Source organism: archaeon (genome assembly GCA_016432545.1).
GTDB lineage: Archaea > Thermoproteota > Nitrososphaeria > Nitrososphaerales > Gagatemarchaeaceae > UBA183.
On sequence record CP066694.1, the window covers coordinates 1,415,097 to 1,427,190 of the forward strand.

A 12,094-nucleotide genomic window follows, 5' to 3' on the forward strand; every position below is an offset into this window, starting at 1 on the left:
CTTATCTCGACACTTCCTCACAAGAGCAGCCTTGGCCCGGGAGGACAGGGAGAGGGTCGACTTCGGCCTTAGGGGCAAGACCCTCAAGGTCTACCTATACCTCCTAAGGTACGGAAAGGCGGTCGGGGTCCGCGAGATCCAGAAGGAGCTCGGCTTCTCCAGCCCGTCCGTCGCCTTCCACCACCTCAGCAAGCTCCTAGAGCTGGGGGTAGTCGAGAAGGACCAGTACGACAGGTACGTCCTCGCCCGGAAGGTGGACTCGGGCATCCTCCACTCCTTCGTAAGCATCGCAGGGCTGACCCTTCCCAGGCTCGGGTTCTACGCCGCCTTCTTTACCACCATCGCCGTGGCCTACTTCATCCTCAACAAGGCCTCTCTTGACCTCTATGCCCTGGTAGGCACAGTAGGAGGCGCCGGCGTCTTCTGGTACGAAGCCTGGAGAGTCTGGCGCAGGAAGCCGTTCTGAAAGCTAGAACTATCTACGCGCGCCCTAGAGATGAATGCCATGGAAGGAAAGAGGTTCGGGGCAGGACTTGTCGGGGGGCTCTTACTGGGTGCCCTGGTCGTCTATTCCGCCTCCTTTGGACCCACGGCGCCCGCATTCAGCGCCCTCAATCAGCAGGTGGCGGACAAGGGGAGCCAGTCCTACACCACCACCTCGGAGACCTCCACCACCTACTCCAACGGCACCTCTGGGAGCGTCCCAGTTTCCAGCGGGACCACGACTACAACGACAGCCTCCCAAGCGAACCCGGGCGGCACCTTCGGGCCTGTTTCCGGTGCAGTCCCTGCGCTGGCCTCGAGGGTCGACAACATCCCCAAGCAGTCGCCTCTCACTGACGCTCTTGTGCTTCTGCCTCTCCTCCTGGCAGTCACTATCGGGGCCGTGCTATACAGGGCATCGAAGTCTAATGACGAGCCTGAAGAGACCGAAGCGAAATAGGAACCTACTTCGGGACCACGAACTCTCTGCTGTTGGGCTCCTTGCCTGCCCACCTCTCCGACCAAGTCGCAAGGTCGCAGAGGATGTTGTAGACTTCGTGCCCCTTGACAGTGAGTGAGTACTCGACTTTGGGCGGGGTCTCCGGGTGGACCTTCCGCTGGACTACTCCGAACTTCTCCAGCTGAGAGAGCCTCTCCGCGAGCGAAGTGGCGCTGATCCCCTGTATCCTTCTCTTCAGCTCGTTGAACCTTGCAGGCTCCCCGAGCCCCAGTGCGTGAACCGTCGGCAAGGTCCATGTCCTCGTGATCTCGTTCCACGTTGCGTGGACCACCTTGCAAGAGTCAAGTGTCTGCTGGTCAATCTGGACTGACTTGCTCAGGTCTGGTTCACCTACTTAGTAGGGTATTACTACCAGTATTATAAAGATGCCTCGCAGGCGGATTGACATGTATTCCAGAAGGGAGAACGCCTCTCCTCGGCCTTCGCAGTTCTCCGAAGAGGAGGCCGATTTCCTTGCAGAGAATTTCATCGGCAGGCTCGCGACCGCCTCAAGCTCCGGGCAGCCGCACGTCGTCCCGGTGACCTACACCTTCGACGGGGAGTCGATCCACTTCGGGGGATGGGACCTTGCGTCGACCCTGAAGTACAGGAACTTGGCGTCGAACCCGGCCGTCGCCTTCGTCGTCGACGAAGTCACATCGGTCAAGCCCTGGAGGGTAAAGGGCGTCGAGGTGCGGGGCGTGGCCCAGGCCTACGTCGCCGAAGGAGGCCGGACGATGGTGAAGATAAGTCCAAAAGCAGTCAGGAGTTGGGGAGTCTATCGAAGATGACGACCCCCGAAGGATTCGAGGACCGCGTTACGAAGGCAGTGGAGAAGGTGGGAGAGAGCATAGTGGTCGTGAGCGGCGTTCACCTCGAGCGGAGATTCTACGGCGTCGTTCCCACTGAGGGGCAGGGCTCGGGCATAGTCATCGACGGAAAGGGCCTCATCGTCACGAACAACCATGTCATAGCGGGCGCGAGCCAGGTCCACGTCGGGCTCAAGGACGGGCGCTCCTTCGTCGGCCAGGTGGTCGGGTCCGACGAGGCCACAGACGTCGCAGTGATCAGGCTGGAGAGTGAGGACCTGCCCGCTGCCGAGCTGGCCGACTCCGAGTCCCTCAAAGTTGGGCAGTTCGTCCTCGCGATCGGAAACGCGCTCGCTCTCCCGGGTGGGCCCACCGTCTCCCTGGGCGTCCTAAGCGCAAAGGGCCGCCCGTTGCCAGGCTCGGACTTCATCTTCGAAGGGCTCCTCCAGACCGACGCGGCCGTCAACCCGGGGAACAGCGGAGGGCCTCTTGCGGACTTGGACGGCAGGGTCATCGGGATGACCACGATGATGATCCCCTTCGCGCAGGGCATGGGCTTCGCCATTCCGATCAACACGGTGAAGAAGGTGGCGCAGGAGATAATGGAGAAAGGGCGCGTAACGAGGAGGTGGATCGGCATCTCCGGGGTCGACCTCACCCCACCGATTGCGAGGAGGTACGGCATCAGGGACGACACAGGCTTCCTCGTCGCTGACGTCACGCCGGGCGGGCCGGCGAGCCTGGCGGGGGTAAGGTCGGGAGACGTAATCACGGGCGCGGGGGGCTCAGAAGTGAACCACACGAAGGACCTTCTGTTCGCCCTTTCCAAGGTCCCTGACGGAGGCGCAATCAACCTGCAGGTCTTCAGGGCAGGGACGGCAGGAAGTCTGACGGTCCGACCCGTCGAGGGCCAGAAGATCAGACGCCCAGACGACCGACAGGCCTACCGATAGGCGCCAAGAATTAAGTAATCAACTCGCCCGGCCCGGACTGTGCGCCCCAGTACTCAGGCCGCGGTGCTCTGCGGGGGGCGGGGCGAGAGACTGAGGCCCCTGACCGACTACTTCCAGAAGGTGATGATCCCGATAGGCCCGAAGAAGCTCCCCCTCCTGACCTACATCATCCGCCTGATCTCGCACCACGGAATCGACCGCGTGGCCCTGCTGACGGGCTATCGCTCGCATGACATCCGGGACTACTTCGGCGGCGGCTCCCAGTACAAGGTCCGCCTGACCTATTCAGAAGACCGCAAAGGCGAGAAGGGCAGCCTGAACGCTCTTGCCAACGCGCTCAAGGGAGGCGCGATAACCGGATGCGACGAGCTCCTTGTCTACTACGGGGACGTCCTCACTGACCTCGACATCGGCGCCCTCCTCAAGACTCACAGGACGAAAGCCGCGGACGCGACACTGGTGCTCGCAAGGGGGTACAGCCTCCCCGTCGGGACCGCCGACGTCGGCAAGGGAGGCGTCGTCTCCGCAGTCAGGGAGAAGCCGAAGCTAGACCTCAGCGTGACGATGGGCTCGATGGTACTGGGCCGCAAGGCGATGACGATCGCGAGGAAAGTTGCAGGGAATGACAGGACGGACCTGATGACCCACTTCATGCCCGCACTGCTCGAAAGGGACTGCAAGGTCGCGGCCTACTACACTAAGCGGGAGTGGTACGATGTCGGAACCGTATCAAATTTCGAGAAACTCAACGCCGAACTCGGGCGCCACCCTCTGAGCTACTTGGTCTGACCAGCGACCCTTTCCTCGATATCCCTCTCCTTCGCACGGGCTCCACCAATCTCCTTCCTCATCCTCGACGAGAACCTGTAGTCGCGAAGCCCCACGTAAAGCCAGAGGAGCGCCAGCACGAGAACGAAGACCTCCGTGACCCGCAGGACCGGGTTGGTCAGGTCTACCAACACCGCCGTGGTCCCTTCTATCGGAGCCAGCAGCTGCGAACTGTAGGCAAGGGCGAGGAGTATCGACACCGCGATGGTCAGCGCGGAGAGGGTCCGCATCCTGTTCGCCCCACTTTCGATGTGGGCGACGAGCTCCTGGTGGGCCTCGAGTATGGCTGCTTCTCTGACCTTCTCCGCTTCCATGCCTTCAATGACTCAGCCGCAGATAAAAGACGTGCTGACCTAAGGTCAGTTACAGCGGCAGCCGACGCCAGACCTCCAGCCAGGCGCCGTAAACCTTGTACCCTTCTTCTGTTATGGACAGGACCTCCTGTCCCTCGACTAGTCGGGACCTGATGAGGCCCCTCTCTAGCAGGGGCTTCGTGAAAGTCGCGAGCCTCCCGTAGTTGAGGTTGCACGCCTGAGCCAGCCTCGTCGGTCCGCGTTCCCCCTCGTGCAGGGTCGCGAGCAGTTCCATGTAGATCAGAATCGGCTCGCGCCTCCTCATCCGCTTCAGGTGTGACGAAGTTCGAGATATAAGATGAGCCGAAGTTCAGCGTGCGCTAGGTGCCGGACATCGGAGGGGTCCATCCCCACCTCGGTCCCCTCATCCGCCCCTTGCCCGAAAGCAGCGCGACCCCGACGACTATCAGGACGATTCCGATCAGGAGCGCGATGGCCTCCAAGACGAAGATGATGATGCTGATCAGGACGCTCACCAGGAGTATGATGATCGCAGCTCCGACCACCACCATCGCCGCCCCCAGGATCCGCCCTTTCATGCCACCATGACTTCGGGTTTGATATTTATCCTTGAGAGGATGGCGTCCTCACAAGGCGCGCCCCTCTAATACCCGCGAGTCTCTGCTCAGGGGCGACAGATGCTCTCCATCAAGAACTGCGGGATAATGCTCGAGCCGCAGATGGGCATGACGATGCTGGAAGTCGTCTCGACAGCGAGGCTCGTCGAGAGGCTGGGCTTCGGCTACCTTTTCAGGTCCGACCACCTTCTACCCACTGACAACCGCAGAGGGGTCGACTCCCCTGAATGCTGGACGAGCCTGGGGGCCCTCGCGGCCTCGACGACCGACCTTCGCTTCGGCCCGATGGTGACTCCCATTGGCTTCAGGAACCCCGCCCTGCTTGCGAGAATGGCATGCACCCTCCACTCCTTCTCCGGCGGGAGGCTCCAACTCGCGGTCGGGGCCGGCTGGTACGAATCTGAGTACAGGGCGCACGGCTACCCGTTCCCGCCGTTCAAGGAGAGGATGAGCCAGTTCGACGAGGCCTTTTCGGTCATATCCTCGCTTGTGCGCGAAGGGAGGGCCGACTTCGACGGTTCCTATTTCTCAGCCCACACCGACTGCCTCCCGCGGCCAGACGGCAAGGTGAACGTCATCATCGGGGGCAGGTCCAAACCCCTTGCAGCCATGGCGGCCCGGAGGGCGGACGAGTGGAACGTGTTCCTATCTCCCCCTGAGACATATTCGCTGCTCAAGGCGACCTTCGACTCGGCCCTCGACGGCAGAAGTGTCGTAGTGTCCGAAACTGGTCCGTTCATGTTGGGAAGGGACCCTGGTCAGCTCGAGTCGTTCGCGAGGATGCAGGCATCCTGGCTGAAGTCCGAGGCATCCCCTCAGGAGACCCTCAGCCGGCTGAAAGCAAGGGATGCCCCGGTCGGAAGCCCTGAGGAATTCCTGGAAAAGGTCGGGAGGAAGGTCGACGCGGGAATCGAGCGGTTCTACTTCCAACTGCTCGCGCCGGAGAACACCGCCATGCTCGAACTGCTCGCGGAGACTCTCAAGGGAGGCGTCTAGGGAGTGGGGGAGCGGAAGAGGCCGCCCGCCAAAGCCAGGTACATCGGGAGGAGACCCTCCGACCGCGGCATGAAGATTGGAGTCATAGGGGCGCCTGTCGACCTCGGGCAGGAGAGGAGAGGAGTGGACATGGGCCCCAGCGTAATCCGCATCGCAAGGCTCCAAGAGCGCCTCGAGGACCTCGGGCACAAGGTGGAGGACTTTGGCAACATCCCTGCGGCAGACATGTCGATCGCGAGGCTGGGGGACAAGAAGGCGAGGTACCTGGACGACGTCGTCAGGGAGTGCAAGCTCATCGCCGTCAAGGTGGCCGAAAGCCTCAGGCAGGGATACTTCCCGCTCGTCCTGGGGGGCGACCAGAGCACCTCCATCGGGACCGCTGCGGGGCTCGCTTCCCAGGGGACGAAGAGGGGGGTGATCTGGCTCGACGCCCACGGCGACTTCAACACTCCTGCCACGACCCCCAGCGGGAACATACACGGGATGGCACTCGCGGCCGTCCTCGGATACGGGCACCCGAAGCTCGCCAGGCTGGGAGGCGTCTTCCCCAAGGCTCTCGAAGCGAACACCGTACTCATCGGTGGCCGCAGCTTCGACCCCGAAGAGGCGAAGGCGATCTCCGCGTCCAAGATGACAGTCTTCACGATGCGCGAGATCGACGAGCTGGGGATGAAGCGAGTGATCGAGGAGGCGATCAAGGTCGCGGGGAGAGGTGTAGACCAGGTGCACGTCAGCTTCGACGTCGACGCCATCGATCCACGAGAGGCACCAGGGACCGGAACGCCGGTGCGGGGTGGCCTGACCTACAGAGAGGCTCACCTCGCGATGGAGATGCTCTACGACTGGGGGAAGGTCACTTCAGCCGAGTTCGTGGAGGTCAATCCGGTCCTCGACACGTCGAACCACACCGCAGAGGTCGCCGTAGAGCTGATCCTCTCACTATTCGGAAAGAAGATCATAGCGTAGCGGACTGACCCCAGGTCCGGACCGAAGGTGCGCAACCGCCTTAATTCCTCGCTCCTCCCTCTGCGGCATGTCATCTCCTCCGGGCCTCTGGCTCGGCCACTCCCCTTCAGGTGGCCGCGCCGGCCTAGAGTGTCCTCCGGGCACTAGGCTCGCCCTCCTCGGCCCTCGCTCCGGAGACATGGCCGGGCTCCTCGCCATGGCGGCCAAGGAGGCCGGGAAGGAAGTAGTCGTTCTCGACCTCGGAGGCTCCCTCGCCAACACGATGTCGGGGTATTTCGACACCTACGACTACCGGACCTTCCTCTACGACTCCGTGCGCCTGGCCGAGCCCGGCCCTTGGCACGCCCAGCTCATAGCCGCAGCGTACGCAGCGGCACTGGACCTCTCAGTCGAGGAGGAGGCGATAATAGAATCGACTCTTCAAGCGGTCGCTTCGCAGGGCGACCTGGCAAGTCCGGTCTCCATCTACGACATCATGGGCAAGGTAGAGGGGTTCAGGGGCTTTTATGTCGACAAGCTCAAGGGGCGCATAGGGTCCCTTCGCCTCTTCGATGCCGTTGACGACAGGGTCATCGGAAGCCTCCTGCACTCCTCGGCCCTCATTGACTTTCAGAGGGCCCCCTACCCGCTCGCCGCAGAGCTGGGCGCTGCCCTCTTCCTCGCGAAGCTCCTCGCTGTTTCCAGGGAGGAAGGCGGACGTGGCCTCCTGATCCTGGTCACCGAGGCCCATCGGCTCTTCCGAGCCAATCCTCGCCCCTCCGTCAGGCAGAGGCTCATGCTGGAGCTCCTCTCAAGCGGCGTAGGCCTAGCTGTATCGAGCGAACTCCCCCTAACGCTTGACAGGCAGCTCTTGGACGCTTGCTACATTCGCGTACACTCGAGCGAGTCCTGGCACTCGAAGTCGGCGACCGCTACTGTCCTCGTGGGCTCAGTCGTCATCGAAGACCTCAGGTCTAGGAAGGCGAGCGTCTTCTATCCGAGGCGCCTGGTCACCAAGACTTCCGAGTACGTGTCAGGCCGGGCCTCGAGGAGCGCGGACACCGGACTCACCCAGACGGTGTTGGAAGAGGTGGGCAGGTACCCCCTCTCCACCAGGGACTCTGTCGTACAGTTCCTTGCGCCCGAGTTCCTGCCCGCGGACGTAGGTTCCGAAATCGACCGCCTCGAGGCCCGCGGATGCCTGCTCCTTGAGCCCAAGGAGTCGGGCTCTGGCCCGAAGGTCTTTGCCTTCACCCTGACGGAGAAGGGGAATGGACTCCTAGAGGAGCTGAGGAAATAATGGAGAAGATTCCCACTCTCTGCAAGGCTGTCGACGACCTCCTCGAGGGAGGCCTGCCGACCGGGACCATCACCCAAGTCTTCGGAGAGAAGGCTTTGGGCAAGAGCATCTTTTCCTACCAGGTCGCTTGCTCCACTGTCGGCTCGGGCCGCAGCGCGGTCATCCTCGACACCGAGAAGTCATACTTGAGCTACCTCCTGCCATATCGCAAGGAGGGAATGGCCAAGCGCTTCGGGAAGGAGCTGGGAACCTTCGACCTGAAGCTGGAGAGAGTCGCGAAGCAGACTGGGAAGAGAAAAGGCGCTTCGAGAGGCGAGCTGATCACCGCAGTCTCATCCGCCCTCGACCGCATGGGCATCGCCTATTCCGACTCCCACCTCGGCTCCATAGCCGACATCCTGTCGCCATCCTTCGCGGTCGATGTCCCCAATCAAGGCCCGGCTGTCTTCCTCCTCCAGACACCTGAGGTTGTAGACCTGCTGAACCTGCACGGCGTCGACGCGGTCAAGGAGGTGTCACCGGGCGGCAGGGTCGAGCTCAGGCTGAGGCAGACCCCAACGTACGAGTCGGTCCTGCACTCCCTCATCCAGCAGACGGGGGCCAAGCTGCTGGTCTACGACTCGATCTCCGCTCCCTTCAAGTCCTCCTTCCCCAGCACGCAGGACCTTCCAGCGAGGAGCGCGGGCATGGCCATGCTCCTCTCGCACGCCCAGCGTCTCTGCGTCGAGTTTGACATTGCCGTCCTCGTGGTAAGCCACGTCTCCATAGACCCGATCAAGGCATGGAACAGGAGGCCCTACGGCGGGGTAATACTGGGGCACGAAGCGAAGTTCTCTCTCGAGCTCACGAAGAGCGGGGCGAAGAGGAACGGGGAGGCTGAGTCGGAGAACGAGGACGAAAAGACCGAGCACGGTCGTGCCTTCTGGGTGGCCCGCCACCCTGCGATGCAGGAGTACTCGAAGTTCGGCTATGCGAACATAGACGAGGAAGGGTTTCACTGATGGGGTGGGGGAAGAGGGCCCTTCTCCTTGTCCTGGGGCTAGCGTCCTTCGGGTTCGGCCTCTGGCCCGTCGGCGCGATTTGCTTCCTTCTTGGGTTCCTGCCGGCGGTCAATCGGGGGAGCAACCCGACAGGTCGTGGACGAGCGGTCGTCCCTTTGTCGAGAGGGACGCTAGGAATCGCATTCGGTCTCCTTGGTCTCGCGTCGCTCGCCTCCGGAGGGGCCTTCTCGGTCCTGGTCTTCTTCTCCCTTGCCGCTCTTTTGCTCCTGGGGCCTCTCCTCGGCCTCGGACGGGGGCTTTGGAACTACGCCGAGGTTCCAGGGTCCATCCTGTGCCGGTCCGCCTGGTGCCCCTTGCTCTGGTGCGCGCTCGCCGAGCTCAAGCCCGCCACCGACCCTCTCGCAAGGTCTCTCTCGAGCTTTCGAGGAGTGATGATCTTCCTCCCTGGGCGCTCCTTCGCGGTCGCGAGGGTGCCCGCGCTCGGTCGGAGGTCCGCCGAACAGAAGGCCCTCGCTTCCTTGAGGAACACCGCGGCGTCGCTCAGGGGAAGGGCCTTCCTCCTCCCTCTTGACTCGGGGCAGTTGAAGAATGACTTCTCGCGGCCCCTCGAGAGGTTGGTCGGCGCGAAGTCGCCTCTGGCCCAACGCGGGGACATGATCGTCTTGGACGCTGAGCGGGGCCTCATCGTAAAGACGGGAGAGTTCGGAGCCACCGACCGGGAGGTCCGCGGCTTGGTGATCCCAACCGCGCAATCAAAGAGCGCCGCGGGCCACCTGACCTGGGAGGTCCTGGAAGTACTGGCCAAGAGGGGGATGTTGGCAGGCCCTGACGAGGCGTCCGGGTTCCTGGAGTCGTTCAGTGCGGCCAAGGGCGAGCCCTTCGGAGAGCGCCTGGGCTCGCTTTCTGTGAAAGGCCCGTCGCTCCGCCTCGAGAGCCTCGGAGGGGCGAAGGTGGAGCTCAGCCGTCCACAGGCGAGGGCCCTTGCGGCAATCTACGGTTAGGTCAGTCCAGTCTCAGTTTCTCGGCCCACTCGGCGAGCGCCACCATGAGCTTTGCCAGCTGCTTCCTCATCGTCTCGTCCGTGAGCTTCATGTCCTTGTCGAACGCCTGAGACGCCCTCGAGACATAGACCTGGGGTTGATTGACCGGGTGCATGTTGAGGTCGACCATGATGTGCCTCAGATGAAGCTGGCCTCTTGCTCCGCCCCTCGGCCCTGACGAGGCGCTGACCATGGCCGCCGGCTTCCCTTCCCACGAGTTGTCCCCGTCGGGCCTGTTCCCCCACTCGATCGCGTTCTTGAGAAGGGCCGGACCGAGTAGTTGAACTCCGGGGTAGCGAAGAGGACCGCGTCCGAGTCGCGGATCTTCTGCTTGAATGCCACGACGTTCTCGGGCATGTCCTTCTCCAGGTCGGAATTGTAGATCGGGAATCCGGTGATGTCGAGCACTTCCAGCGACACTCCCTCCGGCAGGAACTCCTTCGCTGCGGCCAGTAGGGCGGTGTTGTAGGACCCTTTCCTCGAGCTCCCAGACATCCCGACGACCTTGATGGTCCGCCCCTGCACCGACAACTTCTCGCCGCGACGAGGGCCTGCTTATGAAACAATCTGAGCCTGCTTTGAACCCCGATAGGTGTAAATACGGAGAATCGTGCGCCGGCCAGAAGTTGAACAGCACTGGGTCTAACGCACCCCAATTCTCCCGAAGGTCCCTGATACTCATCGTGGCAGGCCTGCTGACCGGGCTCCTGCTCGGCGCCCTCGACCAGACGATCGTGGCGACTGCCGCGCCGAGGATAATCGTGGACCTGAACGGGCTCACCCTGTATGCGTGGGTCTTCAGCGCCTATATCCTCACCCAGACGGTCTCGATGCCCATCTTCGGGAAGCTCTCGGACCTCTACGGCCGCAGGAAGTTCCTGATGCTTGGTCTTCTGATCTTCATGGGAGGGTCCGCGCTCTCGGGAGCCGCCCAGGACATCAACCAGCTGATCATCTTCAGGGCTATACAGGGAATCGGGAGCGGGGCCTTCTTCCCAATCGCGATCGCCGTGGCGGGCGCCGTCTTCCCCCCGGCGCAGAGGGGCCGGATTCAGGGAGTCTTCGCCAGCGTCTTCGGAATGTCGGCCGTCCTCGGGCCTACGGCCGGGTCTTACATCGTGCAGACCCTCAGCTGGAGATGGATCTTCTACGTCAACCTGCCCCTCGGCGTGCTCTCGATCGCATTCCTTGCCCTTGCCCTCAAGGAGTCAAGGGACTCGACCGCCAAGCCGGTGGTCGACTGGCTGGGGGTCACCAGCCTGACGGCGTGGATTACCTTCTTCATGCTGGGATTCCTGAGCGGCGGAACCAGCTTCGGGTGGTACTCGTGGCAAGAAGTCGCGCTCTTCGGGTCGGCGATATTCTTCTTCGCGCTCTTCATGATAGTCGAGCGGAGGGCGCTGGAGCCCATCGTACCCCTGGGCCTCTTCAAGATCCGTACCATCTCGGCGGCTACCTCCGTCGCATTCCTGACGGGGGTCTCGATGTACGCCGTCATCAGCTACGTCCCTCTCTTCGTCCAGGCCGGCCTAGGAGGCACGATCGACGACGGGCGCAACGTCCTCTACGCGTTCATGATCCCCCTCGTCATAGGCGCCGTCTTCGCAGGACAGCTGAGCACGCGCTCCGCGGGATACCGACAGGTACTCTCGGTGGGCCTCGTGGTCCTCTGCGCGGGACTCTTCCTCCTCACTTCGATCAACTCCTCATCGAGCTTCACTCAGGTGATGGAGGACGGGGCAGTGATGGGACTGGGCCTCGGCACGACCTTTCCGGTCGTAATACTCGCTGTGCAGTACTCCGTCCCCCGCAGGCAGATCGGGATAGCCTCCTCGCTGGCCCAGTTCACGAGGAACCTCGGGGGCACCATCGGCCTCTCCATCCTCGGGGCCCTCCAGGCCAACGCCTTCGGGGCGCGGCTTACGACAGTCATCCAGCAGATACCTTCCCAGTACCAACACCAGGCCGCCGCCTTCTTCGGCGACCCAAACGCGGTGGGAAGGGTCCTGGCTTCGTCCACAGAGCTCCAAAAGGCGGAGACCGCCTTCCCGCAGGTGCCCTGGGCGACCATAGTCCCTGAGCTGAGGTCCGCCTTCGCCCTCTCGGTCACCCCGATCTTCTGGGTGAGCCTCGGCTTCGCGGTGGTCGCGGTCGTCGCAGGGGTCCTGGTGAAAGGGTCGTTCAGAGAGCAGGTCGCAGCGCGGGACGCAATAATGGCCGGCGAAGCAAGGCCAGAGATGAAGCCGCCTCCAATCCCGATAACCGAGCAGTCACCCGGGGCCCAGAAACAGGCCCAACGGCCCACTTGA

The 12,094-nt window shown here is 62.7% G+C and carries 15 protein-coding genes and 1 pseudogene; 11 read left to right on the top strand and 5 right to left on the bottom strand.

Going from position 1 to position 12,094, the window contains the following annotated elements; all coding sequences use genetic code 11:
* Window positions 1–31: 31 nt before the first annotated feature.
* Window positions 32–466, top strand: coding sequence for a helix-turn-helix transcriptional regulator (locus tag HY247_07920; GenBank protein ID QQG48648.1), 435 nt, complete (start codon window positions 32–34; stop codon window positions 464–466).
* A gap of 39 nt (window positions 467–505) precedes the next feature.
* Window positions 506–943 (top strand): hypothetical protein, encoded by a 438-nt coding sequence (locus HY247_07925; protein QQG48649.1) that lies wholly within the window; start codon window positions 506–508, stop codon window positions 941–943.
* 4 nt (window positions 944–947) lie between these two features.
* Here the strand turns inward: HY247_07925 and HY247_07930 are convergent, their stop codons facing one another.
* Window positions 948–1,232, bottom strand: coding sequence for a helix-turn-helix transcriptional regulator (locus HY247_07930; protein ID QQG48650.1), 285 nt, complete (start codon window positions 1,230–1,232; stop codon window positions 948–950).
* A 157-nt stretch (window positions 1,233–1,389) separates the two neighbouring features.
* Here HY247_07930 and HY247_07935 point away from each other — a divergent pair, with 157 nt between their 5' ends.
* The 3 genes from HY247_07935 to HY247_07945 are packed head-to-tail and all read left to right on the top strand — an operon-like array spanning window position 1,390 to window position 3,533.
* A complete protein-coding gene (locus HY247_07935; GenBank protein ID QQG48651.1) occupies window positions 1,390–1,773 on the top strand; it encodes a PPOX class F420-dependent oxidoreductase in 384 nt (127 codons plus the stop codon).
* On the top strand, window positions 1,770–2,744 hold the full coding sequence (locus HY247_07940; GenBank protein QQG48652.1) for a trypsin-like peptidase domain-containing protein: 975 nt from the start codon (window positions 1,770–1,772) through the stop codon (window positions 2,742–2,744). The genes HY247_07935 and HY247_07940 overlap by 4 nt, the downstream gene beginning before the upstream one ends.
* A gap of 39 nt (window positions 2,745–2,783) precedes the next feature.
* Entirely contained in the window at window positions 2,784–3,533 is a 750-nt protein-coding gene (locus HY247_07945) for a nucleotidyltransferase family protein (GenBank protein ID QQG48653.1), read from the top strand.
* Here the strand turns inward: HY247_07945 and HY247_07950 are convergent.
* The 3 genes from HY247_07950 to HY247_07960 are packed head-to-tail and all read right to left on the bottom strand — an operon-like array spanning window position 3,521 to window position 4,464.
* On the bottom strand, window positions 3,521–3,886 hold the full coding sequence (locus HY247_07950) for a hypothetical protein (protein ID QQG48654.1): 366 nt from the start codon (window positions 3,884–3,886) through the stop codon (window positions 3,521–3,523). The genes HY247_07945 and HY247_07950 overlap by 13 nt on opposite strands.
* A gap of 49 nt (window positions 3,887–3,935) precedes the next feature.
* Complete coding sequence (locus HY247_07955) at window positions 3,936–4,190, bottom strand: transcriptional regulator (GenBank protein QQG48655.1); 255 nt, start codon at window positions 4,188–4,190, stop codon at window positions 3,936–3,938.
* Window positions 4,191–4,245: 55 nt separating this feature from the next.
* Window positions 4,246–4,464 (bottom strand): hypothetical protein, encoded by a 219-nt coding sequence (locus tag HY247_07960; GenBank protein QQG48656.1) that lies wholly within the window; start codon window positions 4,462–4,464, stop codon window positions 4,246–4,248.
* Window positions 4,465–4,563: 99 nt separating this feature from the next.
* Here HY247_07960 and HY247_07965 point away from each other — a divergent pair, with 99 nt between their 5' ends.
* From HY247_07965 to HY247_07985, 5 genes are all read left to right on the top strand, one after another.
* A complete protein-coding gene (locus tag HY247_07965; protein QQG48657.1) occupies window positions 4,564–5,499 on the top strand; it encodes an LLM class flavin-dependent oxidoreductase in 936 nt (311 codons plus the stop codon).
* A 69-nt stretch (window positions 5,500–5,568) separates the two neighbouring features.
* Window positions 5,569–6,465, top strand: a complete 897-nt coding sequence (rocF, locus tag HY247_07970) for an arginase (protein ID QQG49596.1) — start codon at window positions 5,569–5,571, stop codon at window positions 6,463–6,465.
* A gap of 67 nt (window positions 6,466–6,532) precedes the next feature.
* Window positions 6,533–7,744 carry a hypothetical protein gene (locus HY247_07975; protein ID QQG48658.1) on the top strand — a complete coding sequence of 404 codons (1,212 nt, stop codon included), beginning with the start codon at window positions 6,533–6,535 and terminating at the stop codon, window positions 7,742–7,744.
* Window positions 7,744–8,745, top strand: coding sequence for a hypothetical protein (locus HY247_07980; GenBank protein QQG48659.1), 1,002 nt, complete (start codon window positions 7,744–7,746; stop codon window positions 8,743–8,745). Before HY247_07975 ends, HY247_07980 begins: the two co-directional genes overlap by 1 nt.
* Window positions 8,745–9,746 (top strand): hypothetical protein, encoded by a 1,002-nt coding sequence (locus tag HY247_07985; protein ID QQG48660.1) that lies wholly within the window; start codon window positions 8,745–8,747, stop codon window positions 9,744–9,746. Before HY247_07980 ends, HY247_07985 begins: the two co-directional genes overlap by 1 nt.
* Window position 9,747: 1 nt before the next feature.
* On the opposite strand, the pseudogene HY247_07990 reads toward HY247_07985, so the two are convergent.
* Window positions 9,748–10,280, bottom strand: a pseudogene (locus HY247_07990) (NAD(P)H-dependent oxidoreductase).
* A gap of 131 nt (window positions 10,281–10,411) precedes the next feature.
* Between HY247_07990 and HY247_07995 the strand changes: the two are divergent.
* On the top strand, window positions 10,412–12,094 hold the full coding sequence (locus HY247_07995; GenBank protein ID QQG48661.1) for an MFS transporter: 1,683 nt from the start codon (window positions 10,412–10,414) through the stop codon (window positions 12,092–12,094).

Excerpts from the sequence above, each read along its gene's own strand:
- HY247_07965 (QQG48657.1), top strand. The coding sequence starts at position 4,564 with ATGCTCTCCATCAAGAACTGCGGGATAATGCTCGAGCCGCAGATGGGC.
- HY247_07980 (QQG48659.1), top strand. The coding sequence starts at position 7,744 with ATGGAGAAGATTCCCACTCTCTGCAAGGCTGTCGACGACCTCCTCGAG.
- HY247_07925 (QQG48649.1), top strand. The coding sequence starts at position 506 with ATGGAAGGAAAGAGGTTCGGGGCAGGACTTGTCGGGGGGCTCTTACTG.
- rocF (QQG49596.1), top strand. The coding sequence starts at position 5,569 with ATGAAGATTGGAGTCATAGGGGCGCCTGTCGACCTCGGGCAGGAGAGG.
- HY247_07960 (QQG48656.1), bottom strand. The coding sequence starts at position 4,464 with ATGAAAGGGCGGATCCTGGGGGCGGCGATGGTGGTGGTCGGAGCTGCG.
- HY247_07955 (QQG48655.1), bottom strand. The coding sequence starts at position 4,190 with ATGAGGAGGCGCGAGCCGATTCTGATCTACATGGAACTGCTCGCGACC.
- HY247_07950 (QQG48654.1), bottom strand. The coding sequence starts at position 3,886 with ATGGAAGCGGAGAAGGTCAGAGAAGCAGCCATACTCGAGGCCCACCAG.
- HY247_07985 (QQG48660.1), top strand. The coding sequence starts at position 8,745 with ATGGGGTGGGGGAAGAGGGCCCTTCTCCTTGTCCTGGGGCTAGCGTCC.
- HY247_07940 (QQG48652.1), top strand. The coding sequence starts at position 1,770 with ATGACGACCCCCGAAGGATTCGAGGACCGCGTTACGAAGGCAGTGGAG.
- HY247_07975 (QQG48658.1), top strand. The coding sequence starts at position 6,533 with ATGTCATCTCCTCCGGGCCTCTGGCTCGGCCACTCCCCTTCAGGTGGC.
- HY247_07935 (QQG48651.1), top strand. The coding sequence starts at position 1,390 with ATGTATTCCAGAAGGGAGAACGCCTCTCCTCGGCCTTCGCAGTTCTCC.